General features: G+C 48.9%; 22 protein-coding genes. 19 read left to right on the top strand and 3 right to left on the bottom strand.

Annotated elements, in window-relative coordinates; all coding sequences use genetic code 11:
- Nucleotides 1–20 precede the first annotated feature (20 nt).
- Nucleotides 21–503, top strand: coding sequence for a ferritin (locus Q1Y74_RS01280; protein ID WP_300811882.1), 483 nt, complete (start codon nt 21–23; stop codon nt 501–503).
- Nucleotides 504–811: 308 nt separating this feature from the next.
- On the opposite strand, the gene kbl is transcribed toward Q1Y74_RS01280, so the two are convergent.
- Entirely contained in the window at nt 812–1,999 is a 1,188-nt protein-coding gene (kbl, locus tag Q1Y74_RS01275; RefSeq protein WP_300811881.1) for a glycine C-acetyltransferase, read from the bottom strand.
- Between the two features lie 153 nt (nt 2,000–2,152).
- Here kbl and Q1Y74_RS01270 point away from each other — a divergent pair, with 153 nt between their 5' ends.
- The 5 genes from Q1Y74_RS01270 to Q1Y74_RS01250 all read left to right on the top strand — a co-directional run bounded on the left by Q1Y74_RS01270 (nt 2,153) and on the right by Q1Y74_RS01250 (nt 7,588).
- Nucleotides 2,153–3,109: an NAD-dependent epimerase/dehydratase family protein gene (locus tag Q1Y74_RS01270; protein ID WP_300811880.1), complete on the top strand. Its 957-nt coding sequence runs from the start codon at nt 2,153–2,155 to the stop codon at nt 3,107–3,109.
- 20 nt (nt 3,110–3,129) lie between these two features.
- Nucleotides 3,130–3,990 carry a DUF4348 domain-containing protein gene (locus Q1Y74_RS01265; protein WP_300811896.1) on the top strand — a complete coding sequence of 287 codons (861 nt, stop codon included), beginning with the start codon at nt 3,130–3,132 and terminating at the stop codon, nt 3,988–3,990.
- Nucleotides 3,991–4,007: 17 nt separating this feature from the next.
- Entirely contained in the window at nt 4,008–5,009 is a 1,002-nt protein-coding gene (gene murB / locus Q1Y74_RS01260) for a UDP-N-acetylmuramate dehydrogenase (RefSeq protein WP_300811879.1), read from the top strand.
- 85 nt (nt 5,010–5,094) lie between these two features.
- The gene (locus Q1Y74_RS01255; protein WP_300811878.1) at nt 5,095–5,862 is read left to right on the top strand and encodes an MBL fold metallo-hydrolase; all 768 of its coding nucleotides are present in this window, start codon (nt 5,095–5,097) and stop codon (nt 5,860–5,862) included.
- Between the two features lie 70 nt (nt 5,863–5,932).
- Nucleotides 5,933–7,588 (top strand): DUF3352 domain-containing protein, encoded by a 1,656-nt coding sequence (locus Q1Y74_RS01250; protein WP_300811876.1) that lies wholly within the window; start codon nt 5,933–5,935, stop codon nt 7,586–7,588.
- 296 nt (nt 7,589–7,884) lie between these two features.
- Here Q1Y74_RS01250 and Q1Y74_RS01245 read toward each other — a convergent pair whose 3' ends face one another.
- Complete coding sequence (locus Q1Y74_RS01245) at nt 7,885–8,250, bottom strand: DUF3127 domain-containing protein (RefSeq protein WP_300811875.1); 366 nt, start codon at nt 8,248–8,250, stop codon at nt 7,885–7,887.
- A 266-nt stretch (nt 8,251–8,516) separates the two neighbouring features.
- Between Q1Y74_RS01245 and dnaN the strand changes: the two genes are divergently transcribed.
- The 7 genes from dnaN (at nt 8,517) to Q1Y74_RS01210 (ending at nt 16,548) form a co-directional block, all read left to right on the top strand.
- Nucleotides 8,517–9,641 carry a DNA polymerase III subunit beta gene (gene dnaN, locus Q1Y74_RS01240; RefSeq protein WP_300811874.1) on the top strand — a complete coding sequence of 375 codons (1,125 nt, stop codon included), beginning with the start codon at nt 8,517–8,519 and terminating at the stop codon, nt 9,639–9,641.
- Between the two features lie 32 nt (nt 9,642–9,673).
- Nucleotides 9,674–10,444, top strand: a complete 771-nt coding sequence (locus tag Q1Y74_RS01235) for a 3'-5' exonuclease (RefSeq protein WP_300811873.1) — start codon at nt 9,674–9,676, stop codon at nt 10,442–10,444.
- A 7-nt stretch (nt 10,445–10,451) separates the two neighbouring features.
- On the top strand, nt 10,452–11,675 hold the full coding sequence (gene coaBC / locus Q1Y74_RS01230; protein ID WP_300811895.1) for a bifunctional phosphopantothenoylcysteine decarboxylase/phosphopantothenate--cysteine ligase CoaBC: 1,224 nt from the start codon (nt 10,452–10,454) through the stop codon (nt 11,673–11,675).
- A gap of 50 nt (nt 11,676–11,725) precedes the next feature.
- Nucleotides 11,726–13,384 carry a DNA repair protein RecN gene (gene recN, locus Q1Y74_RS01225; protein ID WP_300811872.1) on the top strand — a complete coding sequence of 553 codons (1,659 nt, stop codon included), beginning with the start codon at nt 11,726–11,728 and terminating at the stop codon, nt 13,382–13,384.
- Between the two features lie 40 nt (nt 13,385–13,424).
- Complete coding sequence (gene rlmB / locus Q1Y74_RS01220) at nt 13,425–14,168, top strand: 23S rRNA (guanosine(2251)-2'-O)-methyltransferase RlmB (RefSeq protein WP_300811871.1); 744 nt, start codon at nt 13,425–13,427, stop codon at nt 14,166–14,168.
- 45 nt (nt 14,169–14,213) lie between these two features.
- Nucleotides 14,214–15,917: a serine protease gene (locus Q1Y74_RS01215; protein WP_300811870.1), complete on the top strand. Its 1,704-nt coding sequence runs from the start codon at nt 14,214–14,216 to the stop codon at nt 15,915–15,917.
- 256 nt (nt 15,918–16,173) lie between these two features.
- Nucleotides 16,174–16,548: a RidA family protein gene (locus Q1Y74_RS01210; protein WP_300811869.1), complete on the top strand. Its 375-nt coding sequence runs from the start codon at nt 16,174–16,176 to the stop codon at nt 16,546–16,548.
- On the opposite strand, the gene Q1Y74_RS01205 is transcribed toward Q1Y74_RS01210, so the two are convergent.
- Entirely contained in the window at nt 16,516–17,769 is a 1,254-nt protein-coding gene (locus Q1Y74_RS01205; protein WP_300811868.1) for a folylpolyglutamate synthase/dihydrofolate synthase family protein, read from the bottom strand. The two genes, Q1Y74_RS01210 and Q1Y74_RS01205, sit on opposite strands and share 33 nt — an antisense overlap.
- Before the next feature lie 171 nt (nt 17,770–17,940).
- Here Q1Y74_RS01205 and Q1Y74_RS01200 point away from each other — a divergent pair, with 171 nt between their 5' ends.
- From Q1Y74_RS01200 to Q1Y74_RS01175, 6 genes are all read left to right on the top strand, one after another.
- Entirely contained in the window at nt 17,941–19,266 is a 1,326-nt protein-coding gene (locus tag Q1Y74_RS01200; protein ID WP_300811867.1) for a PhoH family protein, read from the top strand.
- A gap of 505 nt (nt 19,267–19,771) precedes the next feature.
- On the top strand, nt 19,772–22,114 hold the full coding sequence (locus tag Q1Y74_RS01195) for a transglycosylase domain-containing protein (protein WP_300811866.1): 2,343 nt from the start codon (nt 19,772–19,774) through the stop codon (nt 22,112–22,114).
- A complete protein-coding gene (locus Q1Y74_RS01190) occupies nt 22,114–22,512 on the top strand; it encodes a 2-amino-4-hydroxy-6-hydroxymethyldihydropteridine diphosphokinase (protein ID WP_300811894.1) in 399 nt (132 codons plus the stop codon). Before Q1Y74_RS01195 ends, Q1Y74_RS01190 begins: the two co-directional genes overlap by 1 nt.
- Before the next feature lie 30 nt (nt 22,513–22,542).
- Nucleotides 22,543–23,301, top strand: a complete 759-nt coding sequence (gene kdsB / locus Q1Y74_RS01185; protein WP_300811865.1) for a 3-deoxy-manno-octulosonate cytidylyltransferase — start codon at nt 22,543–22,545, stop codon at nt 23,299–23,301.
- Nucleotides 23,291–24,580 (top strand): pitrilysin family protein, encoded by a 1,290-nt coding sequence (locus Q1Y74_RS01180; protein WP_300811864.1) that lies wholly within the window; start codon nt 23,291–23,293, stop codon nt 24,578–24,580. Before kdsB ends, Q1Y74_RS01180 begins: the two co-directional genes overlap by 11 nt.
- A gap of 181 nt (nt 24,581–24,761) precedes the next feature.
- Nucleotides 24,762–25,928: a phosphatidylinositol-4-phosphate 5-kinase gene (locus Q1Y74_RS01175; protein ID WP_300811893.1), complete on the top strand. Its 1,167-nt coding sequence runs from the start codon at nt 24,762–24,764 to the stop codon at nt 25,926–25,928.
- The last annotated feature ends 170 nt before the right edge of the window (nt 25,929–26,098 follow it).

Raw genomic sequence — 26,098 nt, 5'->3', positions numbered from 1 at the left:
TATTTAGAAAGGAGATATTTATGATTACAGAAAAATTGCAGAATGCGATTAATGGACAGATTGCCGCAGAAATGTGGTCGTCCTATCTTTATTTGTCCATGTCCTTCTATATGGAAAAAGAAGGATATAGCGGTATGGCTTCCTGGTTGAAGAAACAGGCTGCTGAAGAGCAGGAACATGCCTGCACCATGGCTTCCTACATGATGAAGCGTGGGGGCAGGGCCGTGTTGGGCAAGATTGATGTCGTGCCCACCGAGTTCGGCACGCCGCAGGAAGTTTTCCAGCAGGTTTACGAACACGAATGCCGTGTTTCAAAGATGATTGACGAATTGGTAGATGTGGCATCTGCCGAACGTGACAAGGCTTCACAGGATTTCTTGTGGGGCTTTGTACGCGAACAGGTAGAAGAAGAGGCAACTGCCTCCGGCATTGTGGAGATGCTGAAGAAAGCAGGTGCGGCCGGCATTTATCTGGTAGATTCCAAGTTGGGCGAGCGCCAATAAGGAACAGGTAAAATAGAAATATCATAGCCGGGCGACCTTCCTTCATGGAGGCACCCGGCTATGTTTGTATCTGTCCGTACGTGTTGCAAAAGCACGCGGCTTGTATGCTGCCATACATTTGATTATCATATCCTGACAACATTTGCCTTTATGGAAATAATGTTAGACCTAAAAGTAAGGTGACTTGTATTTATACTGCTTTTAGTGTCGTGGCTTTTGTCGTTTTGAAACAATGGAAAATCCCGATAATCGCTATTGCCAGAGCGGCAATAGAAATTATCGGGATTGTTCATAAGCAGGTGGGTGGATTATTTAAGCACGCCCAGTTCTTTACCGACCTTGATGAAGGCAGCGATGCATCTGTCAAGATGTTCTTTTTCGTGTCCGGCCGAAATCTGTACGCGGATGCGTGCTTGTCCTTTGGGAACTACAGGATAGTAGAAGCCTGTGACATAGATGCCTTCTTCCTGCATGCGGGCAGCGTAAATCTGTGAGAGTTTGGCATCGTAGAGCATAACGGCGCAGATGGCGCTTTGGGTGGGCTTGATGTCGAAGCCGGCTGCCGTCATCTTGTCGCGGAAGTAGTTTACATTTTCGACCAGTTTGTCGTGCAAGGCATTGCTTTCTTTCAGCATCTTGAACACTTCGATACTTGCTCCGATGACAGCGGGTGCTACGGAGTTGGAGAACAGATAGGGACGACTGCGTTGGCGGAGCAGGTCGATGATTTCCTTACGTCCGGTAGTGAAACCTCCCATGGCACCTCCGAAGGCTTTTCCCAGCGTGCCGGTGTAGATGTCTACACGTCCGTAGGTGTTGTAGAGCTCGCTTACTCCATGTCCCGTTGCACCTACCACGCCGGCAGAGTGAGATTCGTCTACCATTACCAGAGCATCATATTTTTCAGCCAGGTCGCAGATCTTGTCCATCGGGGCCACGTTCCCATCCATAGAGAATACACCGTCGGTCACTACGATGCGGAAACGTTGTGCCTGTGCTTCTTGCAGGCATTTCTCCAGTTCTCCCATGTCTGCGTTTGCATAACGGTAGCGTTTGGCTTTGCAGAGGCGAACTCCATCGATGATGGAGGCATGGTTCAGCGAGTCGGAAATAATTGCGTCTTCTTCGGTGAACAGAGGCTCAAAGACGCCGCCATTGGCATCGAAACAAGCGGCATAGAGGATGGTATCCTCGGTGTGGAAGTAGTCGGAGATGGCTGCTTCCAGTTCTTTGTGAATGTCTTGTGTTCCACAAATGAAGCGAACGGACGACATTCCATATCCACGTCGGTCCATCATTTCCTTGGCAGCGGCAATCAACCGCGGATGGTTGGACAAGCCAAGATAGTTGTTGGCGCAGAAGTTCAGTACTTCTTTCCCTTTTACCTGGATGGCAGCCTGTTGGGCACTTTCAATCAACCGTTCTTCTTTGTAGAGACCGGCATCTTTGATTTCAGCAAGTGTCTTGCTGAGATAGTCTTGCATTTTACCGTACATAAGTATAATTTTTAAGGTGATATGTCCTGATAGACATTTTCTACAAAGGACATCATTTTTATTGGAATAAACAAGAGCAGAATGATAGAAAAATGAAAAAAAATTGCGTATATTTGCACTTCAATACTAACGAAATCCTTATTAATAAATCGTATGAAAAATATTTTGGTAATTGGAGCTACCGGACAGATCGGTTCGGAACTTACGCTGGAACTGCGTAAACGTTATGGTAATGACCATGTTATAGCGGGATATATTCCGAGCGCTATGCCTCAGGGTGAATTGAAGGCATCGGGCCCTTCGGCTATTGCTGATGTTACAGACCGTCAATCTATCGAAGTGGTGGCACGCCAGTTCAAGGTGGATACGATTTATAACTTGGCCGCTCTTTTGTCTGTGGTTGCAGAAAGTCGTCCGGCTATGGCATGGAAGATTGGTATTGATGGCTTGTGGAATGTGCTGGAAGTAGCACGTGAATATGGTTGTGCGGTCTTTACTCCCAGTTCCATCGGGTCGTTTGGCGAGACAACACCACATGTCAAGACGCCCCAAGATACCATCCAGCGTCCTCGTACGATGTATGGCGTTACCAAGGTGACTACCGAACTGTTGAGTGACTACTATTTTACTAAATACGGTGTTGATACGCGTGCTGTCCGTTTTCCGGGTATTATCTCCAATGTGACACCTCCGGGGGGCGGTACGACTGACTATGCGGTAGACATTTACTATTCGGCAGTGAAGGGGGAGAAATTTGTTTGTCCTTTGAAGCCCGGTACTTTTATGGATATGATGTACATGCCCGATGCGCTTAATGCGGCCATTTCATTGATGGAGGCTGATCCTTCCCGTTTGGTGCATAGGAATGCTTTTAACATCGCTTCAATGAGTTTTTCGCCAGAAATTATTTATGCGGAGATCAAGAAGCATGTACCCGACTTTGTGATGGAGTACAAGGTGGATCCGTTGAAGCAGACAATTGCTGACAGCTGGCCTGATTCTTTGGATGATTCGTGTGCTCGTCAGGAATGGGATTGGGCTCCTCAATATGATTTGGAGCGGATGACGGTCGACATGCTTGAAAAGTTAAAAGCTAAATTAAATAAATGACCGGTGAGGGTCGACGAATGATGAGAAAAATTTGTTTGGGATTTGTATTCTTGTTTTTGTTTGTTTCGTGTATGAATAACAAAAAGACGAATATAAATCCCTTTTCTACGATTACCAGTATGGTGGATTCTGCTTCTCACCATGCGGAAATGGCCGATACGTTGCAAAATAATGATTGGCAAGAGGAGGAAGAGGAACCTGGAGGTGACGAGTTGTTTGATGATTTTATTTTCAATTATGCTTCCGATTCTGCTATGCAACGCAAGCGGACAGTATTTCCTTTGCCGTATTATAATGTAGACACTCCCCAGAAAATTGAGGAGCGATACTGGAAACATGATTCTCTGTTTACGGGGCAAAGTTATTATACTTTGCTTTTCGATAACGAAGAAGAAATGGAAATGGTAGGTGATACGGCTTTGTCCTCGGTTCAGGTAGAGTGGATTTATTTGAAGACCCGTATGGTAAAGAAGTATTATTTTGAACGTAAAAAGGGCAAGTGGATGCTTGAAGCTGTCAATTTGCGCCGCATGGAGAAAGGGGAGAATGAGAATTTCGTGGAATTTTATGCCCGTTTTGTCACGGACAGTCTTTATCAGAGCCGACATATCAGTAATCCTATTCAGTATGTGACTATCGATCCGGATGATGAGTTCTCCATTCTCGAAACTACCCTTGACATCAACCAATGGTATGCTTTCCGCCCTTCGTTGCCTGCAGACCGTCTTTCCAATATTAACTACGGTCAAAAAAATGACGATTTATCCAATTCAAAGATATTAAAAGTGAACGGGATAGGGAATGGTTATTCCAATATCTTCTATTTTAGGAGAAGGGGAGGAGAATGGGTATTGTATAAATATGAAGACACTAGCATTTGACGGGATACGGACGGTTTATGGATGATAAGAATGGAATAAGGATACCCAATACTTTTGGAATAGAGGCAAATGCTGCTGTGTGGTTGGAGTATGCTTCCGTGGAAGAGTTGGAGGCGATGATTGCTGCCGGCAGAATTGTTGCGCCTTACCTGCATGTGGGTGCAGGAAGTAACCTGTTGTTTGTCGGTGATTATGCGGGAACAGTGTTGCATTCGCGCATTAGCGGCATCGAAATAATTGCTGAAGAAGATGACAGTGTGGAGGTGCGCGTAGGAGCTGGCGTGGTTTGGGATGATTTTGTAGCTTATTGTGTGGATCATTCCTGGTATGGTGCCGAAAATCTGTCACTGATACCAGGAGAAGTTGGGGCAAGTGCGGTACAGAACATCGGAGCATACGGTGTGGAAGTGAAAGATTTGATTACTGCAGTTGAAACTATTGACGTGAAGGGACGGAAACGTGTCTATGCGGTTGGTGAATGTGGCTATGCATATCGCAAAAGCCTGTTCAAGAGTCCTGCCATGAAGTCCGTATTTGTTACCTATGTCCGTTACCGTCTGAGTAAAAAAGAGCATTATCGCTTGGATTATGGCGCGCTCCGTCGTGAATGGGAGAAATGTCCTAATCCGAATTTGAAGGCACTACGCCAGTTGATTATAGGCATTCGCCGTCAGAAATTGCCTGATCCGGCAGTATTGGGAAATGCCGGCAGTTTTTTTGTGAATCCGGTTGTGCAACGTTCGAAGTTTGAGCAACTGTTGAAGGAATATCCGACAATTCCCCATTACGAAGTAGATGGCGAGCTCGTAAAAATTCCTGCCGGCTGGCTGATTGAGCAATGTGGCTGGAAGGGTAAGGCGATGGGCAGGGCGGCGGTTTACGAGAAGCAGGCTCTGGTGTTGGTCAATCTGGGAGGGGCTTCTGGCCTGGACATTGTGGCGCTTTCTGATGCAGTTCGCACTTCTGTCCGTCAACAGTTTGGTATTGAGATTGTACCTGAGGTGAACTTTATAGGCTGAAGGTATGTTGAAGAACGTGGAAGTTTCATTAAAGCATAATCGTTAATTAAAACTTGACAGCTCCAATGTCTGGGGGAAGTGTAATATGAAATTGAGAATATTAGGCAGTGGAACGTCTACTGGTGTTCCCGAGGTTGGATGCACCTGTCCCGTGTGTACTTCGTCTGATCCGTGTGACAGACGTTTGCGTACTTCAGCTTTGGTTTATGCAGACGACGGGAGTGTAATTTTGATAGATTGTGGCCCTGATTTTCGGGAACAGATGTTGAGGATGACATCTTTTGAAAAGATAGATGGGGTGTTGATAACTCATGAGCATTACGACCATGTGGGTGGCTTGGATGACCTGCGTCCCTTCTGTCGTTTCGGGGAGATTCCCATTTATTCCGACGCTTATACGGCTGAACATTTGAGAGCACGTATGCCATATTGTTTCGTTGGGCAAAAATATCCTGGTGTTCCCCGCATCTATTTGAAAGAGGTGTGTGCCGGTACTCCTTTTGCTATTAACCAAACCGAAATTCTGCCTTTATGTGTAATGCATGGCAGGCTTCCCATCCTGGCCTATCGTATTGGTGGTCGATTGGGTTATGTCACGGATATGCTGACTGTGCCAGACGCTTCCTTGCAGGCGTTGACGGGAGTTGATGTGCTGGTGATGAACGCCCTGCGTATCAAGTCCCATCCGACACATCAGAATCTGGAAGAGGCGTTGCAGGTGGCCGAAAAGATAGGAGCTAAAGAAACATATTTCATTCACATGAGTCACCACATGGGAATTCATGCTGAAATCGGGCGATTCCTGCCTTCTTCCATGCACTTTGCTTACGATGGCCTGGAAATAATATTTTAAACTTTTTGAAACGTTTGTTTTGTTTTGTTAGTATAAATCGTTATTTTTGTCCAAACTTGAAAATTAGACCATGAGGCTTCGCTTGCTCATACGGATTGCCGTCATCGTATCCATAGTTTTGCTATGTACGGGTTTGGGGATATATTCTTTTTTGCAGTTGGATGCAGTCAACAGGCAAAAGGATTTTAATCTGTATGCAGTTGTTCCGCAAGATGCCTTGGCGGTGCTTGAGACAGACCGCTTGGCTGAGTTAATGGACGACATCGGCCGGATGGAGTGCAGCAAGGATGGGCATTTTCTTTATTTTTCTGAACTTTTCGTTTGTCTCAAACAATACTTCTATACTTTAATGGACGATACTCCGCATGGGTTGAGCCGTCAGATGAATAAAGTGCTCATCAGCTTCCATGAACCTGACACTCCCATGAATCAGGTGATGTATTGTACCTTGGGGGCTGGTGATGCGGAATTAGTCGAAACGTTCATCCGTAAATACAGTTCCAGTTCCTATCCTTCCAAGCGCATAGATTACAAGGGAGAGGAAATCCGGATATATCCGATGTCTGACGGTCGTTTTCTGGCGGTCTATCTCACTCCAGATTTTCTGGCTTTTAGCTTTCAGAAGCGGCTGATAGAGCAGGTGATTGATGCCGCCCGTTCCAAGCGTTCGTTGATGGAGCTCCCTTCCTTCAAACGAATGTACACAGGTAAACATGCCAATGTCTCCGCCACGATTTATCTGCGGATGAAGTCGGTGGATATGGGCAAGCGGACGGACGGCCTGCACGTGCAGACGCGCCTGGGTAACTGGGCTGAGTTTGACCTGAAGCTGGATGAGGAGGCCATCTACTGTTCGGGAGTGAGCCAGAATACGGATTCGGTCACGAATTTTGTCAACGTGCTGCGCAAGCTCGGTCCGATAGAGGGCTTCTGTGGCGAACAGCTGCCGGCTTCCACCTTTTTCTATACCTGCTGCTCGCTGTCCGATGTGAAAGCCATGCTGGACTTTGCCGCTTCCCAGGAGTATGCCAAGGCAGACTATCCCGAGGTGGTGAAGAAGCGGGACGGCGAGTGGTTTGCCTATCTGAGCGAGTTTGCCGGCGACCGTATGCTGTTCTGCCTGTTCCAATCCAAGGATACGGCTGATAATAAGCCCTGTGCGGTCGTGGCTATTCCTCTGAAGGATGTCAGGAAGGCTGAGGGGGCTCTGCAGGACTTGATTTATTCGGTGCCGCGTGAGGGCGGCGAGCCCATGCCGCCTAAGTTCGTGCCGGACTATGCACGCTATCCGCGTGCCCGATGGAACCGGAAATACCTGTTGCCCAGGTCTACCCTGCTGCCTCAATTGACCGGTATTACCGAGTCCTCGTTGTATGCCTACGCTTCCCTTTATAAAGACACTTTGCTGTTGGCACCCGATGGCCGCAGCCTGTCGGCTTATGTAGATGCGCTGGAGGAGGGGAGCGTGCTCCCGCCCGCTTCCATCTATGGCGAGGGGATGAGGAATTTGTCGCAGGCCTATAATCTGGTGATGATGGTGGATATGGAGGAGATGCTGGAACAGCCCGAGGCTTATGTGCGCCTGGTGCCCAACTTCTTCTTCAGGCAACATGAGTTCTTCCGCCATTTCATGTTGGCCATCCAGTTTACTTGTGTTGAAGGTGTAATCTATCCTAACATTGTACTGCTTTATAACCGTAAACCGACGGATGAACCGATGGAGTAAACGGCGGGACTTCCTGTGACTGACTATGAGGATGCGCTCTCAACGCCTATTGAGAGGGGACTCTCAACGCCTATTGAGAAGGAGTTCTCAACGGTTATTGAGAGGGGGTCTCAACGGCTATTGAGAAGGTTGTCTCAAAAGAAGGTGGGAATAATTGCCATGTGAGAATATGGAACCGCCTCAAAACGGCGGCGGGCTGCTCGTTCGCATATTGAATGCTGTCAGCCTGTATCCGTTTTGAGGCGGTTTGCCGCATCGTGCCTGATGCAAATCCTTTCGGGACTTCCGTCGGGGGGTCAGAAAGGCAGGTCGTCCTTGACGTCGCCGGCCAGGAAGTCGGGGGCGGCAGTCGGAGCGGGAGGAGGTACGGTGCCTTCTGCGGGGGCAGCGGTGCTGACGCGGTCAACCTTCCAGGCGCGGATGCTGTTGAACCAGCGGTCTTGCCATTGGCGTGCGTCGATATCGAACGATACGGTCAGTTCTTCGCCCATCTGGATGTTGAATTGTTCTATCTTGTCGGCTCCGAATACGTCGAAGCACATTTTGCGGGGATACTGGCCGTGGTCTTCAATGACGTATTCCTGAACTTTCCACTCATTGCCTGTCTTTGAAACTCCGCCTCTGGCTGGGAGTATCGCAATAATCTTTCCTGTAAATTCCATTGTCCTTTGTTTTAATGATGCGGCGAAGTTACAATTTTTTAGGAATATGCGACGAATAATCCGCCGTTTTTTCTTTGTATATTTCTTTGCTGTAGGAAATTCTTTTTTTAATTTTGTCCGTTACTTGTGAAACGAATGGCTCTGCTTCGCGTCGTTGTGTTTGGGGAGGTGGAAAGACTGGTTTTTCCCCCTTTGTCAGGCCAATGTTTTGCCATTAGAAAACCGGAGCGATGGATATGGATAAAAATTTAAACATACAAGAATATATGAATTTTATAGTTTCAAGTGCTGCGCTTTTCAGCCATTTGCAGGCTGTCAGCCGTGTTATTAATTCTAAGAATGCGTTGCCCATTCTGGATTGTTTCCTTTTTGAATTGCAGGATGGAACTTTGTCCATAACGGCATCTGATAGTGAGACGACCATGGTTACTTCCGTAGAAGTGAATGAAAGTGATGCCGACGGACGCTTTGCAGTTACAGCCAAAACTCTGCTGGACGCCCTCAAGGAAATTCCGGAGCAGCCCCTGTCGTTTTGCATTAATATGAACACCATGGAGATAACGGTGCAGTATCAGAACGGTAAATATAGTTTGGTAGGACAGAATGCCGACGAATTCCCTCAGGTGACCATGTTGAGTGAAAGTGCTGTGCGTGTGGAGCTGGATGCACAGATACTGTTAGGAGGAATCAACCGCGCCGTATTTGCCACGGCCGACGACGAACTTCGTCCGGTGATGAATGGTATTTATTTTGACATAACGACGGACGATATCACTATGGTGGCTTCCGACGGTCACAAGTTGGTGCGTTGCCGTACACTGGCAGCACATGGCAATGAACGTGCAGCATTTATTCTGCCCAAGAAACCCGCTTCATTGATAAAGAACCTGTTACCTCGTGAAGAGGGTAATGTAACCATTGAGTTTGATGAGCGCAATGCAGTGTTCACGTTGGAGAAGTTCCGGATGGTTTGCCGCTTGATAGAAGGACGCTATCCTAATTATAATTCGGTAATTCCGCAGAACAATCCTTATAAGATTATAATTGACCGTCTGATGCTGATAGGTGCATTGCGCCGTGTCTCCATTTTCTCTTCGCAAGCCAGCAGCCTTATCAAGCTGCGTATGCAGGAAAATCTGTTGGTCGTTTCTGCCCAGGATATCGACTTTTCCACTTCGGCTGAGGAAACGTTGGCCTGCCAGTATAGCGGTGCTCCCATGAGCATCGGCTTCAAGTCTACTTTCCTGGTTGACATTCTCAACAATATCTCTGCCGAGGAAGTGGTGATTGAATTGGCCGATCCTTCCCGCGCGGGTGTCATCGTTCCGGTGGAACAGGAAGAGAATGAAGATTTGTTGATGCTGCTGATGCCTATGATGCTCAATGATTAATCGAAATGTGCCATTTTATCTGAATGTAACTTATGAAACTGAACTTGAGAAATCCCCTTGTCTTCTTTGATTTGGAGACAACGGGAACCAATATCAATACCGACCGTATTGTAGAGATATGCTACCTGAAAGTATATCCGAATGGCAACGAAGAATCGAAAACCATGCGTATCAATCCCGAGATGCACATCCCGGCAGAGGCATCGACGGTACATGGCATTTATGATGCTGACGTGGCCAACTGCCCGACCTTCAAAGAAGTGGCGCGTAAGATAGCCAACGACATTGAGGGCTGTGACCTGGCAGGTTTCAATTCCAATCGGTTTGACATCCCCGTCCTGGCCGAAGAGTTCCTGCGCGCGGATGTGGACATTGACCTCAGCCGCCGCAAGTTTGTCGATGTGCAGGTCATTTTCCACAAGATGGAGCAACGGACACTTTCTGCTGCCTATAAATTCTATTGTGGCAAGAATCTGGAAGATGCACATACGGCCGAAGCCGATACCCGTGCCACCTACGAGGTGCTGATGTCGCAATTGGACCGTTATCCTGAGTTGCAGAATGATGTGGCTTTCCTTTCCGAATACTCCAGTTTCAGTAAGAATGTGGATTTTGCCGGCCGTATGGTCTATGACGACAAAGGCGTTGAAATCTTTAATTTCGGCAAATATAAAGGTATGCCTGTGGCCGAGGTGCTGAAACGCGATCCGGGATATTATGGCTGGATACTGAATAACGACTTTACACTGAATACCAAAGCCATGCTTACCAAAATCCGTCTGCGTGAAATGACTCAAAAATGATGATGTGATGGCAAACGTGCTGAAAGGAAAAAAAATAGTATTGGGCATCACGGGTAGCATAGCGGCCTATAAGGCATGTCTCATTATTCGTGGTCTGATTAAGAAAGGAGCGGAAGTGCAGGTCGTCATTACCCCTGCAGGAAAGGAATTTATAACACCGATAACTTTGTCGGCCTTGACCAGCAAACCGGTTATCAGCGAGTTTTTCGCCCAGCGTGACGGGACGTGGAACAGCCACGTCGATTTGGGCTTGTGGGCCGATGCCATGCTGATTGCCCCTGCTACGGCCTCGACCATAGGCAAGATGGCTAATGGAGTGGCAGACAACATGCTGATTACCACATATCTTTCGGCTAAAGCTCCTGTGTTCGTGGCTCCGGCTATGGATCTGGATATGTATGCTCATCCTTCAACTCAGCAGAATCTGGAGCGGTTGCGCAGTTATGGTAATCATATCATTGAGCCGGGCACGGGCGAACTGGCCAGTCATCTGGTAGGCAAGGGACGTATGGAAGAACCGGAGGCCATCATCCGTCATCTGGAGGAGTATTTCGCGGAGAAGGAGGGAGATTTGTGCGGCAAGACCATCCTGATTACCACAGGACCTACGTATGAGAAGATAGACCCTGTACGCTTTATTGGCAACTATTCCTCGGGAAAGATGGGCTTTGCTTTGGCCGATGAATGCACTGCCCGAGGAGCCAAGGTGATATTGGTGACAGGTCCCGTACAGCGTCAGACCCATTTTACTCCTTATAAGCGTTGCGATGTGGAGTCGGCTGCACAGATGTATGAAGAGACGTTGCGTTGGTTCGATGAGGCTGATGCCGCCATCCTTTGTGCAGCTGTAGCCGATTATACTCCCGAACAGGTAGCTGAGGAAAAGATGAAGCGGGAGAAGACAGGCGATCTTACGCTGCATCTGAAGCCGACGCAGGACATTGCCGCCGCTTTGGGACGGCTGAAAGCGGAGCAGGCCGGCCGGAAGGTATTGGTAGGTTTTGCCTTGGAAACGAACGATGAACAGGCCAATGCCCAAGGCAAACTGGAAAGAAAGAATCTGGATTTCATCGTGCTGAATTCGTTGAACGACAAAGGTGCAGGTTTCCGTTGCGATACCAACAAAATATCAATCATAGACCGTAACGGAAAGACGGACTATCCGTTGAAACCCAAAACAGAAGTCGCCGCCGACATCGTAGACCGCCTGGCAGAGATTCTTAAAAAGTGAATGTCGACTTCCTGAACTAAAAAGAAGCCGTTTATTAAGGTAGATAAGTTATGTTGCGTACACTTTATATACAGAATTATGCGCTGATAGAAAAGCTTGAAATTGAGTTCGGTACCGGATTCTCGGTCATAACGGGAGAGACCGGTGCCGGAAAGTCTATCATTTTGGGGGCTATCGGTCTGTTGCTGGGGCAACGAGCCGACGCGAAAGCCATTCGCCAGGGAGCCATGAAGTGTGTGATTGAAGCCCGCTTTGAGATTGGAGCTTACGACATGTGTCCTTTCTTTGAGGAAAACGACTTGGAGTACGAGGACGAGTGCATCCTACGCAGGGAAGTCTCTACGTCGGGCAAGAGTCGGGCTTTCATTAATGATACTCCTGTGTCGCTGTCCTTGATGAAGGATTTGGGTGAGATGCTGATTGACATACATTCGCAGCATCAAAACCTATTGCTGAACAAGGAAGGCTTTCAGTTGAACGTGTTGGATATCTTGGCGCATGACGAAGAGGAATTGTCTGCTTATCAGCAGGCTTATCAGGATTGGAGGCGTACTCGGCAGGAATTGGAGAAAGTAATAGTTCAGGCAGAGCAGAATAAGGCGGATGAAGATTACGTCCGATTCCAGTTGGAGCAGCTGGAGGAAGCGCATTTGGTAGAAGGCGAACAGGAGCAGTTGGAGCAGGAATCCGAGATGCTGGCTCACGCTGAGGAAATCAAGATGGGCTTGTATCGTGCCGGACAGTTGCTGGCTTCTGATGAAGGCGGATTGCTGGCTGTGCTGAAGGATTGCATGAATACCGTTTCCGGCTTGCAAAAGGTTTATCCTGCGGCTGGGGAATTGTCCGAGCGATTGGAGAGCTCATATATTGAACTGAAGGACGTGTCCATGGAACTGTCCGAAAAGGAAGAGGGGATAGAATATAACCCTACCCGTTTGGAAGAGGTGAACGACCGTTTGAATCTGATATATACACTTCAGCAGAAACATCGTGTATCTACGGTGGAAGAGTTGCTGGCTTTGACTGAAGAATATGCCTCCAGGCTGATGTCCATCACTTCTTCAGATGAAAGGATTGAAGTGCTGCGGAAACAGTGCGATGGCCTCTATGTACAGGTGGTTCAACGTGCGGCCCGGTTGACAGAGCTTCGTGAGGAAGCTGCCCGTGAGGTGGAAAAGCAGATGGCCTCCCGATTGATGCAGTTGGGCATGCCCAATGTGCGTTTTCAAGTGGAAATCGGTGCCCGGAAGGAGCCGGGCACACATGGAGCCGATGCGGTGAATTTTCTGTTCTCGGCCAACAAGAATGCACCTTTGCAAAACATCTCTTCGGTGGCTTCCGGCGGTGAGATAGCGAGGGTTATGTTGTCCATTAAGGCGATGATTGCCCGGGCGGTCAAATTGCCTACTATCGTGTTTGATGAGATAGATACAGGTGTGTCGGGAGAAATTGCCGACCGCATGGCTGACATTATGCAGGAGATGGGCGATAACAACCGTCAGGTCATCAGCATCACGCATCTGCCTCAGATTGCAGCCCGCGGACGGGTACATTATAAGGTATATAAGCAGGATAATGCCACCGAGACCAATAGCCACATCCGCCGCCTGACCGATGAGGAGCGGATTGAAGAACTGGCTCACATGTTGAGTGGGGCCACCTTGACGGAAGCGGCCCTGAACAATGCCAAGACCTTATTGGGCTTGTGAGAATGAACTGTTAAGTAGTAATTTTAATGATGAAACATAGATGACTGATAACAATGAGATAATCTTCGGAATCCGGGCGGTAATAGAAGCCGTACAGGCAGGAAAGGACATTGACAAGATTCTGATAAAGAAAGATATACAAAGTGAACTCTCCCGGGAACTTTTCACGGTGTTGAAGGGGAAACATATACCGGTAAGCCGTGTACCGGTAGAGCGCATCAACCGCATTACCCGCAAGAACCATCAGGGAGTGGTGGCTTTCATCTCTTCCATTACATATCAGCGGATAGAGGATATTGTTCCTTTCTTGTTCGAGCAGGGGAAGAATCCCCTGTTTGTGATGTTGGACGGGGTGACCGATGTCCGTAACTTTGGAGCCATTGCCCGCACTTGCGAATGTGCCGGAGTGGATGCCATCGTGATTCCGGCCAAGAACAGCGTGACAGTGAATGCGGATGCCATCAAAACTTCGGCAGGTGCCTTGCATACGTTGCCGGTTTGCCGTGAACCGAATCTGAAAGATGCCTTGCAATATCTCAAGAACAGCGGTTTTCATGTCGTAGCCGCTACGGAGAAAGGCGATTACGACTATGTCAAGGCTGACTATACGGGGCCGATGTGCATCATTATGGGGGCTGAGGACAAAGGTGTCTCATACGATAATCTGGCCCTGTGCGATGAGTGGGTCAAAATCCCGATGTTTGGCACCATCGAGTCTCTGAATGTGTCGGTCGCTGCCGGTATTTTGATTTACGAGGCCGTCAGACAGAGGACTCGCGAGTGAAACGGATTGCTTCCCGGGGAAGGAAATTAAACGATAGACTGATATATGAAAAAAGGATTTTTATTGTTTTGGGGATTGTGCCTCTTGGCTCAATGGGGAATGGCACAGGCTCCCAAATGGATGGAGAAGGCAAAACGTTCTGTCTTTTCGGTCGTAACCTACGGCCAGGATGACAAGATATTGAACACGGGAAACGGCTTTTTTGTAACGGAAGATGGCATTGCCTTGTCCGATTACTCCTTGTTCAAGGATGCCAAACGTGCGGTTATTGTCAACTACGAAGGGGAACAGATGCCGGTAGAGGCTATCATGGGTGCCGATGACATGTATGATGTCGTGAAGTTCAAAGTGGCGATTACCGGGAAGAAAGTACCTGCCCTTTCGGTGGTGGCTGCATCTCCTGCGGTGGGTACGGATGTTTATCTGCTGCCTTATTCCACCCGCAAGGATCGTTCCTATACGGCTGGTAAGGTGAAGGCTGTAGATAAGGTGGCAGACAACAACAATTACTATACACTCGACATGCATCTGACGGACAAGATGGTTAGTTGTCCGCTTGTTACGGCAGACGGATTGGCTTTCGGCATGGTGCAGAAGTCTTCGGGGCAGGATACAGCCACAGTTTGTTATGCCGTAGACGTTCGCTTTGCCGCGGCCCAAAGCATATCGGCATTGTCATACAATGATATGACTTTGCGGACTATCGGCATCAAGAAGGCGTTGCCCGATACCGAGGAGCAGGCACTGGTCTTTCTGCTGATGGCGTCTTCTCAGATTTCTGCGGACAGATATGCTGCGTTGTTGGATGACTTTGTCGCGCAATTCCCCAATAGTTCCGAGGGATATATCCGCCGTGCCAGCAACAGGTTGGCAATGTCTATAGAGGAACCTTCCATGGAGCTGGTGTCCGAAGACCTTGACAAGGCTTTGGAAGTTTCCTCAAAGAAAGACGATGCCTACTATAACCGTGCCAAACTGATTTATGCCTACATGTTGGGAGAACCCAAGACGGTTTATAAAGACTGGTCGTTTGACAAGGCTTTGGAGGAAATCAGAAAGGCCATTGAAATGGAGCCTCTGCCGATATACCTGCAATTGGAAGGTGACATCTGTTATGCCAAGCAGGATTATGCTTCGGCTTTGACCAGTTATGAGAAGGTCAATCAGACCAATCTGGCTTCACCTGCCACTTTCTTCAATACGGCCAAGACTAAAGAAATGATGAAAGCACCGGCCGAAGAGGTGCTGGCTTTGATGGACAGTTGTATCGCACGCTGCCCCCAGCCCTATACCGAAATAGCAGCCCCCTATCTGTTGGAACGTGCTCAGGCACGCATGAATGCAGATCAGGCCCGTGCTGCCTTGCAAGATTATGATGCCTACTATCAGGTGGCTAACGGCAAGGTTAACGATTTGTTCTATTATTACCGCGAGCAGGCGGCCTTGAAGGCTAAACAGTATCAGCGGGCGCTGGACGATATGGCTAAGGCCATTGAACTGAATCCGAAAGACCTGACCTACCGTGCCGAACTGGCGGTTGTCAATATGCGTGTAGGCCGTAATGAGGAGGCATTGAATGTGTTGAACAAGGCTTTGGAGATTGATCCCGGCTATGCTGAAGGTTATCGCCTGGTAGGCATTGCCTATTTGCAGCTTAAGAAAAAGAATGAAGCCTGCAAGAATTTCCAGAAAGCCAAGGAACTGGGAGACCCCAATGTGGATGCTTTGATTGAGAAGCATTGCAAGTAAGCCTCCGGGCGCGGCTTGTCATTTAGAAGAAAGAGGATGCACCGTTTGGATACATCCTCTTTTCAACCGGGAAGATTCCCATGAAAAACTTAAAGTCGGGTTTAGGTGTATAGTGTCTTGCAAAATGAGATGAAAAAAACTAAGTTCGTTATGTCGCTGAGTTTGTAGAAGAAATGTGCTGTTGCCCGTTTTACTGCATACGTGCGGTGTAATTTAACGTTTGTTCAATGGATGTATAAGAAAAAAGAAAAGAAAAATGAAGAATGTAATTAGTAGTCAGAAGGCACCGGGAGCTATCGGGCCTTATAGCCAGGCCATCGAGGCCAATGGTTTTGTGTTTGTGTCGGGCCAGTTACCCATTGATGCTGCCACAGGTGTAATGCCCGGTGACATTGAGAGCCAGACACGTCAGTCTTTGGAGAATGTGAAGGCCATTCTGGAAGAAGCCGGATTGAGCATGGCCCATATCGTGAAGACCACAGTATTCCTGCATGACATGTCCATGTTTGCAGAGATGAACAAGGTATATGCCACTTATTTTGAATCCGCTTGTCCCGCCCGTTCGGCTGTTGCGGTGAAGGCTCTTCCCAAAGATGCCTTAGTGGAGATTGAGTGCATCGCGGCTCGCTAACAGGTCGGCCACAATAAAGTTACTGCCTCCTACGAAGATGAAGTCTTCCGGGAGGCTTTCTTTTTGTGCAGCCCGTACGGCAGTGCTTACGTCGGGATAGCTTTCGCCTTGCAGGCCGGCAGCCCGGGCCATTTGTGCCAGCTGTTTTTCGTCTATCGCACGTTTTACGCTGGCTTTGGTGAAGTAATAGACCGCATCGTGTGGCAGCAGTTGCAGGACGCCTGCAATATCCTTGTCGTTGACCATGCCGATGACAATGCGCAGTGTGTGGTAGGTTTGCTGTTTCAGTTGCTGCACAATGTAGCTGATGCCGCCCACGTTGTGTCCCGTGTCACAAATCAGGGTGGGGGAGTCCTGCAGTTTCTGCCAACGTCCCATCAGGCCCGTCAGTTCGCATACGTGGGCAAAGCCGCTGCGTACGTGCGCTTCTTCTATCCTGTATCCGGCGGCCTTCAGCAGGGGAAGGGCAGCCAGCAGGGTACGGGTGTTCTTGGACTGATAAATCCCTTTCAGTTCGCATTCCAGATTTGGATACTCCTCTTCTTCATATTCCTCGGCAAAGCGGATGGGAGCACCCGTCTCTTCTGCTTTTTTCAGGAAGACTTCTTTCGTTTCAGGCGCAGTCTCACCGATGACTACAGGAACTCCCTGCTTGATGATTCCGGCTTTCTCGCCGGCAATCTTTGCCAGTGTGTTGCCCAGAAACTGCACATGGTCGAAGCTGATGTTGGTGATGACGCACAAATCCGGCCGGATGATGTTGGTGCAGTCCAACCTGCCTCCCAAGCCCACTTCAATGACGGCCACATCCACCTTCTCATCCGCGAAATAGCGGAAGGCCATGGCCGTGCTCAGTTCAAAGAAGGAAGGATGCAGCGGCTCAAAGAAACTTCGTTCGTTTTCCACGAAGTCGATGACGTATTGTTGGGGCACCGGACTGCCGTTGATACGTATCCGTTCGCGGAAGTCCATCAGATGGGGTGAGGTATAGAGCCCCACCCGGTAGCCCGCTTCCTGCAGAATGGCGGCCAGGGTGTGCGAGCAGGAACCTTTCCCGTTGGTGCCGGCCACATGGATGGTCCGGTAGTTGCGGTGCGGGTGTCCGAAGTGTTCGTCCAGTTTCAGCGTATTCTCCAGTCCTTCCTTGTAGGCGGAGCCTCCCACCTGCTGGAACATGGGTACGCTGTTGTATAAGTATTGTAAAGTGTCCTGATAGTCCATGTTTTGTAATATTTAACGGGAAAGCCGATTTTTCTGTTCCTTTAATCGTTATCTTAGATGGCTGCAAAGATAGTGCAAACCGCAGGCAATGCAAAGAAGGAAAGGATTTCTTTTTTCCCGATGCCGGCGGCACGGGTCTTGCGGAAGTATTAACCCTTAAAATCTAACGTCATGGGAGCTAAGAAGAATTTTGTGATTGACACCAATGTGATCCTTCACGACTATAAGTGTTTGAGCAACTTTCAGGAAAACGACATCTACCTTCCTATCGTGGTACTCGAAGAGCTCGACAAGTTCAAGAAAGGTAACGAGCAAATCAACTTCAATGCGCGCGAGTTTGTCCGTGAACTCGACTTGATAACCGATGACAATCTGTTTACCAAAGGTGCTCCGCTGGGCGAAGGCATGGGCCGTTTATTCGTGGTGGCCGGACAGGTAGAATCCAAACGTGTGCAGGAGTCCTTCCCCGAGCGTTTGCCCGACCATCGGATATTGGCTGTTGTCGACTGGCTGACCCGCAAAGACCCTGACACGAAATCCATCCTCGTCACAAAAGACGTCAATCTTCGCATGAAGGCGCGCTCCATCGGTCTGTTGTGTGAAGACTATATCACGGACAAGGTGGTCAATGTCGATATTTTCGAGAAGGCCAATGAGGTGTTCGACGGGGTAGACCCTTCTTTGATAGACCGTATCTACTCCTCCAGGGAGGGACTGGACATCAGTGAATTCGATTTCAAGGACGTACTCCATCCTAACGAATGTTTCATCCTGCGCAGTGACCGCAACTCTGTCCTGGCACGTTACAATCCGTTTACCCATTCCGTCTGTCGGGTCAACAAGAACAAGAACTACGGGGTAGAGCCCCGCAATGCGGAGCAGAGTTTTGCCTTCGAGGTGTTGAACGACCCCAACATCAAGCTCGTGGCTCTGACCGGTAAGGCCGGTACCGGCAAGACATTGCTGGCCCTGGCCTCCGCCTTGAGCCAGCAGGCAGAGTACAAGCAGATTCTGCTGGCGCGTCCCATCGTGGCACTGTCCAATAAAGACATCGGTTTCCTGCCGGGCGATGCCCAGGAGAAGGTGGCTCCCTACATGCAGCCGTTGTTCGATAATCTGAATGTCATCAAGCGCCAGTTCGCCACCAATTCCACGGAGGTCAAGCGCCTGGAGGAGATGCAGAAGAACGAGCAGTTGGTCATCGAAGCCCTGGCCTTCATCCGCGGGCGGAGCCTGAGCGAGACCTACTGCATCATTGACGAGTCTCAGAACCTCACTCCCCACGAAATCAAGACCATCATCACCCGTGCCGGCGAAGGCACGAAGATGGTGTTTACGGGCGACATCCAGCAGATTGACCAGCCTTACCTGGACAGCCAGTCCAACGGGCTTGTCTATATGATAGACCGCATGCGCGACCAGAACCTGTTTGCCCATGTCAATCTGGTGAAGGGCGAACGCAGCGAACTGAGCGAGCTGGCCAGCAACCTGATGTAGACCGGTCCTTTTGTCCCTTTTGAGGCGACACAAAAGGTGGAAATGCACGCGGATGACGCAGAATGATACAGATACTCACCGATGAAATCCCTTGCAGACAGCACTTCTGTTCTGTGATTATCTGTTCAATCTGCGTCATTTGCGTGCTATTTCTATATCTGAGACAGTTTCAAAGCCTATCGAATATTCGTTCGAAAGGCTTTCGAATGCCTATTCCAAAGACAATGGAATATCTATTCCAAAGGCTTTGGAATTTTTTGTGCTGCATTCGGCCTGCGGGGAAGGGCTTTCCACGACACTTGCATGGTCTGCGGTGGACACTTGCATGGTCCGCGGGCCGTGCAAGCATCGTGCAAACGTAATGCAAGTGTCCTCCAAACGCATTGCAAGCGTCCGTCAGAAGTCTTGTCACTTTTAGCTTTTAAAAACCCTTAAATCCTGATGGCTGTACCATATAATTCCGTACCTTTGTCCCAATATTGTTTTTATTCTTTATAGTCCGCACATGATAAAGATTGTTGTAAGGATCCTATGGGGTCTCGTCATATTGGGAATTTTGGTATGTGTTGTCCTGTTTTATTCCATTTCCAAAGGCTGGATCGGTTACATGCCGCCGGTGGAAGATCTGGAAAATCCCAACTATAAGTTTGCGACGGAAGTATATGCAGAAGATACGAAGGAAGGAAAGAACGTGGTGCTGGGCACCTACTCTTACAGTAAGGAAAACCGGGTTTATGTAGGCTACCAAGACCTTTCACCCCATATCATCAATGCGCTGATTGCTACGGAGGATGTCCGCTTTGCAGAGCATTCGGGAGTGGATGCCAAGGCCTTGTTCCGTGCCATCCTGAAGCGCGGCATCCTGATGCAGAAGAATGCGGGCGGCGGCAGTACCATTACCCAGCAGTTGTCCAAACAGCTTTATTCACCCAGTGCAGACGATGTTATGGAGCGCCTCTTCCAGAAACCCATTGAATGGGTGATAGCCGTGAAGTTGGAGCGCTACTATACGAAGGAAGAAATCCTGACCATGTATCTCAACAAGTTCGACTTTCTCAATAATGCTGTGGGGGTTAAGACAGCTGCCCATACCTATTTCGGCTGCGAGCCCAAAGACCTGAAGATAGAAGAGGCTGCTACGCTGGTGGGCATGTGTAAGAATCCCTCGCTCTACAATCCGGTCCGCTATAACGAACGGACACGCGGTAGGCGCAACGTGGTGTTGGACCAGATGCGGAAGGCGGGCTATATCTCCGATGCGGAATGCGACTCTCTGAAGGCTTTACCCTTGAAACTGAACTATCACCGTGTGGACCACAACGAAGGTCTGGCTACCTACTTCCGCGAATACCTGCGCGGGGTGATGACGGCCAAGAAGCCCGACCGCTCCGAGTACCGCGGCTGGCAAATGCAGAAGTATTACGAAGACTCGCTCGACTGGGAGAACAATCCGCTCTTCGGCTGGTGTGAGAAGAACAAGAAGAAGGACGGCTCCAAGTATAATCTCTATACCGATGGACTGAAGATTTACACCACCATCAATTCACGTATGCAGCAGTATGCCGAGGAAGCGGTGACCGAACACCTGACCGAACTGCAGGGCTATTTCTTCAAGGAGAAGAAGGGAGCCAAGAAGGCACCCTACACCTTCCGACTGACGCAGGAACAGGTGGACGAGATTCTGGACCGTGCCGTGAAGCAGTCCGACCGTTACCGTCTGATGAAGCAGGCCGGTGCTTCAGAAACTGAAATCAAGAAAGCCTTTGCCACCCCAGAAGAGATGACGGTCTTCAGTTGGGCCGGCGACAAGGATACGGTGATGACTCCGATGGATTCAATCCGCTACTACAAGTTCTTCCTGCGTGCAGGCTTCATGTCCATGGACCCACGCAACGGCCATGTGAAAGCCTACGTGGGAGGTCCTAACCACCACTATTTCAAGTACGATATGGCCATGGTCGGCCGCCGTCAGGTGGGCTCCACCATGAAGCCTTACGTCTATTCGCTGGCCATGGAGAACGGCTTCTCGCCGTGCGACCAGGCCCGACACGTGGAATATACGCTGCTCGATGAGAATGGAATTCCCTGGACACCGCGTAATGCGAACAACAAACGCTATGGCGAGATTGTGACCCTGAAGTGGGGCTTGGCCAATTCGGATAACTGGATTACGGCCTATCTGATGAGCAAGCTGAATCCTTACGAACTGAAACGTCTGGTGCATAACTTCGGTGTGCGCAACCGTGACATTGTCCCCTCTGTCTCCCTTTGTCTGGGACCGTGCGAGATTTCTGTCGGCGAGATGGTAAGTGCTTATACCACCTTCCCCAACAAGGGAATCCGTGTGGCTCCATTGTTCGTTACCCGCATTGAGGATAACGAGGGGAACGTATTGGCTACTTTTGCTCCCGAAATGCAGGAAGTCATCAGTGTTTCCAGTGCCTATAAAATGCTGGTCATGCTGCGAGCTGTCATCAACGAGGGTACAGGTGGTCGTGTGCGCCGTCTGGGTGTGAAGGCCGATATGGGTGGCAAGACGGGAACTACCAACTATAATTCCGATGGCTGGTTCATGGGCTTTACGCCTTCGCTTGTGTCAGGCTGCTGGGTGGGCGGTGAAGACCGTGACATCCACTTTGACACCATGCTCCACGGACAGGGCGCTTCGATGGCCCTGCCCATCTGGGCTAAATACATGGTGAAGGTTTTTGCTGACAAAACGTTGGGGTATGACGAGACAGAAACCTTCCAGTTGCCCGAAGGATATGATCCTTGCAAGGATACCGGAGAGGGAACTGCTTCGGGGGGTGATGAGCCGATTGTTGGACTGGACGAACTGTTTGAATGATGGTTTACACCATCTGCATAGGAAGTAATGAGCAGCGTCGGGCTAATTTGGCACTGGCCCGGAGACGGTTGTCCGAATTGTTTCCTGGTATCCGCTTTTCGCGGATGGAAGAAACCGCTCCACTGTTGCTCAAACGTCCGGCTCTTTTCGCCAACCAGTTAGCACGCTTTGCATCTGATTGTCCGGTCAATGAAGTCGTTGCCCGTCTGAAAGCCATTGAACAGGAAGCGGGACGTACTCACGTAGAAACCCTTCAGGAAATCATCCGACTGGACATTGACCTGTTGTCGTGCGACGCAACGGTCTACAAACCCGATGACCTGAGGCGCGACTACGTGATGCGGGGACTGAAGGAACTGGAGACCGGTCTCGTGTCGGATGTGCAGCCCCGTTACTGATAAAGTGAAACTTTAAAACAAAATAAGAAGATGAAATTTTTAGGAATTATTCCTGCCCGATATGCGTCTACCCGTTTCCCGGCCAAGCCGTTGGCTATGCTGGGCGGTAAGACGGTCATTCAGCGTGTGTATGAACAAGTGGCCGGCGTCCTGGACGATGCCTACGTGGCTACCGACGACGAACGTATTGAAGCTGCCGTGAAGGCTTTTGGCGGAAAGGTGGTGATGACCTCCGTCCACCACAAGAGCGGTACCGACCGTTGCTACGAAGCCTATACGAAGATTGGCGGCGACTTTGATGTCGTAGTGAACATTCAGGGCGACGAGCCTTTTATCATGCCTTCACAGTTGGAGGCTGTCAAGGATTGTTTTACCGACCCTACCACACAGATTGCCACGTTGGTGAAACCTTTTACGGCCGAAAGCGGCCTGGAGGCACTGGAAAATCCGAATTCTCCGAAGGTGGTTGTGAACCGCAACATGAACGCACTTTATTTCAGCCGGTCTGTTATTCCTTACCTGCGTAACGTGGATAAGCAGGAATGGCTTTCTCGTCATGTCTACTATAAACACATCGGTCTCTATGCCTACCGTGTAGGAGTTTTGGGTGAGATAACCTCTTTGCCGCAGTCTTCACTGGAAGTGGCCGAATCGCTGGAGCAGCTTCGCTGGCTGGAGAACGGTTATACCATCAAGGTGGGCATTACGGAAGTGGAGACCATCGGCATTGATACTCCTGAAGACCTGCAACGTGCGGAACAGTTTTTGAAGAATCGCCATGCTGAATAGAAGTGTCCAGCCCTCCATTTGCCAGCCGGACCAACTGGTCGTCCAAGTCCCGGAACGGACGGTGATGCCCAATGGAGTACCCTTGAACGTGCTGAATGTGGGCAGTAACGATGTAGTCCGTATCGATTGGCTGATGGCTGGCGGCCGTTGGCAGCAGGCGCAACCCCTTCAGGCTGTTTTCACCAACCGCATGTTACGCGAGGGTACCCGTCGTTATTCGGCGGCCGAGATAGCTGAAAAGTTGGATTATTTCGGTGCTTGGCTGGAATTGTCTACAACTTTCGAGTATTCTTATATTACTCTTTATTCGTTGAACCGCTATCTGCCTCAGACGCTGGATGTACTGGAATCTGTCATCAAGGAACCTGTTTTCCCCGAAAAGGAACTGGGAATTGTATTGGCAAACAACCTTCAGCAGTTTCTGGTCAATCTCTCCAAGGTGGACTTTCTGGCCCGTCGGGCATTGGTCAAGTCTGTGTATGGCGAGCAGCATCCCTGCGGAAAACTGGTAGAGGAATCCGATTACCAACGCATTCATCCGGCAGTTCTGAAGGAATTCTATAATCAGTACTATCATTCGGGAAATTGCAGTATTTATTTATCCGGTTTGGTCAATGAAGATTGCCTTCATCGCATAGAACGGCTTTTCGGTACGGAACCTTTTGGTTGTGGGAGACCTTTGGCTGACAAGAAGGACTATGCAGTTGTTCCGGCTGCCGGAAAGCGTATTTTCATTGAGCGCTCCGATGCGTTGCAAAGTGCTGTCTGTATGGGTACGCTTTCCATCGGACGCAAACACCCCGATTATCTGAAGGCCCGTGTGCTGATGACTCTTTTCGGAGGTTACTTCGGCAGCCGTCTCATGTCGAATATTCGTGAAGAAAAAGGATATACTTATGGCATTTCTGCTGGTTTGGAGCCTTCTCCAGGTGGAGGTATGATGGCCATCACTGCCGAGACCGCCAATGAATTTGTCGAACCCCTTATTCGGGAAATTTATGTGGAGATAGACAAACTGCAGAATGACCTGGTCGGGAAAGATGAACTGAAGATGGTACAGAACTACATGCTGGGCGACATGTGCCGCAGCTACGAGTCGGCCTTCTCGCTGGCCGATGCCTGGATGTTCATTCAGGTTTACGGTTTGTCCGACACCTTTTTTAAGGATTCGTTGGATGCCGTGAAGGAGGTCACTCCTTGGGAAATCCGTGATTTGGCAGAGAAGTATCTGTGCAAAGAGAATTTAAAAGAGGTGATAGCTGGCAAAAAAATCTCATAAAAAAGCAAAGTGTATCATTCCGTTTTGGCAGATAAATCGTATCTTTGTCCGTATAGAATTTATCTTGATTGTTAATAATTGGACTTTCGTTGGCTTAAATTGTAATAGACAAGGTCTTGTTGAGCCCTTGTCTGTGAGCAGGCCTGCGAGATTCAACATAAAAAAAGAAGGATTATTTTTCATGAAGTATCTGTATATTGCATTTGTTTTATTTTTCTTATCACAGGGGAAAACTTTAGCACAAGAACAAAAAGACGGTTTTTTAGACAAGGTCAAGACCACCTTCACATCTGGTATCAAGATAGGATCTTATACCTTTAAAGATGGCTCTGTCTATACGGGCGAACTAAAAGGTAGGAAACCCAATGGGAAAGGTAAAACCGTTTTTAAAAATGGTGATACTTACGAGGGGGATTATGTGAAAGGCAAACGCGAAGGCTATGGCGTTTACATATTCTCTGATGGAGAAAAATATGAAGGAGAGTGGCAGCAGGACCGGCAGCACGGTAAGGGTATTTATTACTTCCTGAACAATAACCGTTACGAAGGCATGTGGTATCAGGATTATCAGCAAGGTCAGGGTACAATGTATTATTATACGGGTGATGTCTATGTGGGGAGTTGGGTGAATGACAAACGTGAAGGCCAGGGAACTTATACATGGAAGAATGGATCCAAGTATACCGGATCTTGGAAGAACGATAAGAAAGATGGCGAAGGTACTTTCATCTGGAATGACGGAAGTAAGTACGTGGGTTCCTGGAAGAATGATGTTCGCGAAGGCAAAGGTACTTTTGAATATGTCAATGGTGACAAATACGTGGGCAATTGGGCTGATGACATGCAGCATGGCAAGGGAATTTACTACTTTCATACAGGAGACCGTTACGAAGGCTCATATGTGAAGGGCGAGCGTACCGGTCAGGGTATCTATTACCATGTCAACGGAGACAAGTACGTGGGCAACTTTAAGAACGGAATGCAAGAGGGACAGGGCACCTTTACCTGGGCCAACGGGGCCGTGTACGAAGGTGACTGGAAGGATAACCAGCGCGACGGTTACGGTGTCTACAAGTGGAATGTGGGTGACTCCTACGAAGGTGAATGGAAAGACAATAAGTTCAATGGACAGGGAACCTTGATTCAGACCGATGGAACAAAATACAGGGGAGGCTTTGTGGACGGACTGGAAGAAGGCAGTGGCGTGCAGGAGGATAAAAATGGAAACAGATTCGAAGGATTCTTCAAGCAAGGTAAGAAAAACGGTCCTTTTGTAGAGACGGACAAGGATGGCAAGATTATCCGTAAGGGAACTTACAAAATGGGACGGCTTGAACTCAGCAACTAAGTCCCTTCAGAGTGAGATAAGATAAAAATACCTTAAGTCTTGGGTTCGATATTTTAAGTTAAGGAGCTGTAAAAGTTGTCGCTTCGTGTGCCTTGCTGGAAGTTAAAGCTGTAAGCACCATAAAGAGGAAATCTACGGTAGCAAAATCTATTGGCTTTTACTTCTAAGCC

Origin of the sequence: uncultured Bacteroides sp. (genome assembly GCF_949298305.1) — a bacterium.
Taxonomy (GTDB): domain Bacteria; phylum Bacteroidota; class Bacteroidia; order Bacteroidales; family Bacteroidaceae; genus Bacteroides.
Note: the sequence above shows the minus strand (reverse complement) of the source record. Positions and strands in the feature narration are given on the sequence as shown.

Bases quoted from the DNA above. Each gene is read 5' to 3' on its own strand.
- Q1Y74_RS01280 (WP_300811882.1), top strand. From the start codon at position 21: ATGATTACAGAAAAATTGCAGAATGCGATTAATGGACAGATTGCCGCA.
- kbl (WP_300811881.1), bottom strand. From the start codon at position 1,999: ATGTACGGTAAAATGCAAGACTATCTCAGCAAGACACTTGCTGAAATC.
- Q1Y74_RS01270 (WP_300811880.1), top strand. From the start codon at position 2,153: ATGAAAAATATTTTGGTAATTGGAGCTACCGGACAGATCGGTTCGGAA.
- Q1Y74_RS01265 (WP_300811896.1), top strand. From the start codon at position 3,130: ATGAGAAAAATTTGTTTGGGATTTGTATTCTTGTTTTTGTTTGTTTCG.
- murB (WP_300811879.1), top strand. From the start codon at position 4,008: ATGGATGATAAGAATGGAATAAGGATACCCAATACTTTTGGAATAGAG.
- Q1Y74_RS01255 (WP_300811878.1), top strand. From the start codon at position 5,095: ATGAAATTGAGAATATTAGGCAGTGGAACGTCTACTGGTGTTCCCGAG.
- Q1Y74_RS01250 (WP_300811876.1), top strand. From the start codon at position 5,933: ATGAGGCTTCGCTTGCTCATACGGATTGCCGTCATCGTATCCATAGTT.
- Q1Y74_RS01245 (WP_300811875.1), bottom strand. From the start codon at position 8,250: ATGGAATTTACAGGAAAGATTATTGCGATACTCCCAGCCAGAGGCGGA.
- dnaN (WP_300811874.1), top strand. From the start codon at position 8,517: ATGAATTTTATAGTTTCAAGTGCTGCGCTTTTCAGCCATTTGCAGGCT.
- Q1Y74_RS01235 (WP_300811873.1), top strand. From the start codon at position 9,674: ATGAAACTGAACTTGAGAAATCCCCTTGTCTTCTTTGATTTGGAGACA.
- coaBC (WP_300811895.1), top strand. From the start codon at position 10,452: ATGGCAAACGTGCTGAAAGGAAAAAAAATAGTATTGGGCATCACGGGT.
- recN (WP_300811872.1), top strand. From the start codon at position 11,726: ATGTTGCGTACACTTTATATACAGAATTATGCGCTGATAGAAAAGCTT.
- rlmB (WP_300811871.1), top strand. From the start codon at position 13,425: ATGACTGATAACAATGAGATAATCTTCGGAATCCGGGCGGTAATAGAA.
- Q1Y74_RS01215 (WP_300811870.1), top strand. From the start codon at position 14,214: ATGAAAAAAGGATTTTTATTGTTTTGGGGATTGTGCCTCTTGGCTCAA.
- Q1Y74_RS01210 (WP_300811869.1), top strand. From the start codon at position 16,174: ATGAAGAATGTAATTAGTAGTCAGAAGGCACCGGGAGCTATCGGGCCT.
- Q1Y74_RS01205 (WP_300811868.1), bottom strand. From the start codon at position 17,769: ATGGACTATCAGGACACTTTACAATACTTATACAACAGCGTACCCATG.
- Q1Y74_RS01200 (WP_300811867.1), top strand. From the start codon at position 17,941: ATGGGAGCTAAGAAGAATTTTGTGATTGACACCAATGTGATCCTTCAC.
- Q1Y74_RS01195 (WP_300811866.1), top strand. From the start codon at position 19,772: ATGATAAAGATTGTTGTAAGGATCCTATGGGGTCTCGTCATATTGGGA.
- Q1Y74_RS01190 (WP_300811894.1), top strand. From the start codon at position 22,114: ATGGTTTACACCATCTGCATAGGAAGTAATGAGCAGCGTCGGGCTAAT.
- kdsB (WP_300811865.1), top strand. From the start codon at position 22,543: ATGAAATTTTTAGGAATTATTCCTGCCCGATATGCGTCTACCCGTTTC.
- Q1Y74_RS01180 (WP_300811864.1), top strand. From the start codon at position 23,291: ATGCTGAATAGAAGTGTCCAGCCCTCCATTTGCCAGCCGGACCAACTG.
- Q1Y74_RS01175 (WP_300811893.1), top strand. From the start codon at position 24,762: ATGAAGTATCTGTATATTGCATTTGTTTTATTTTTCTTATCACAGGGG.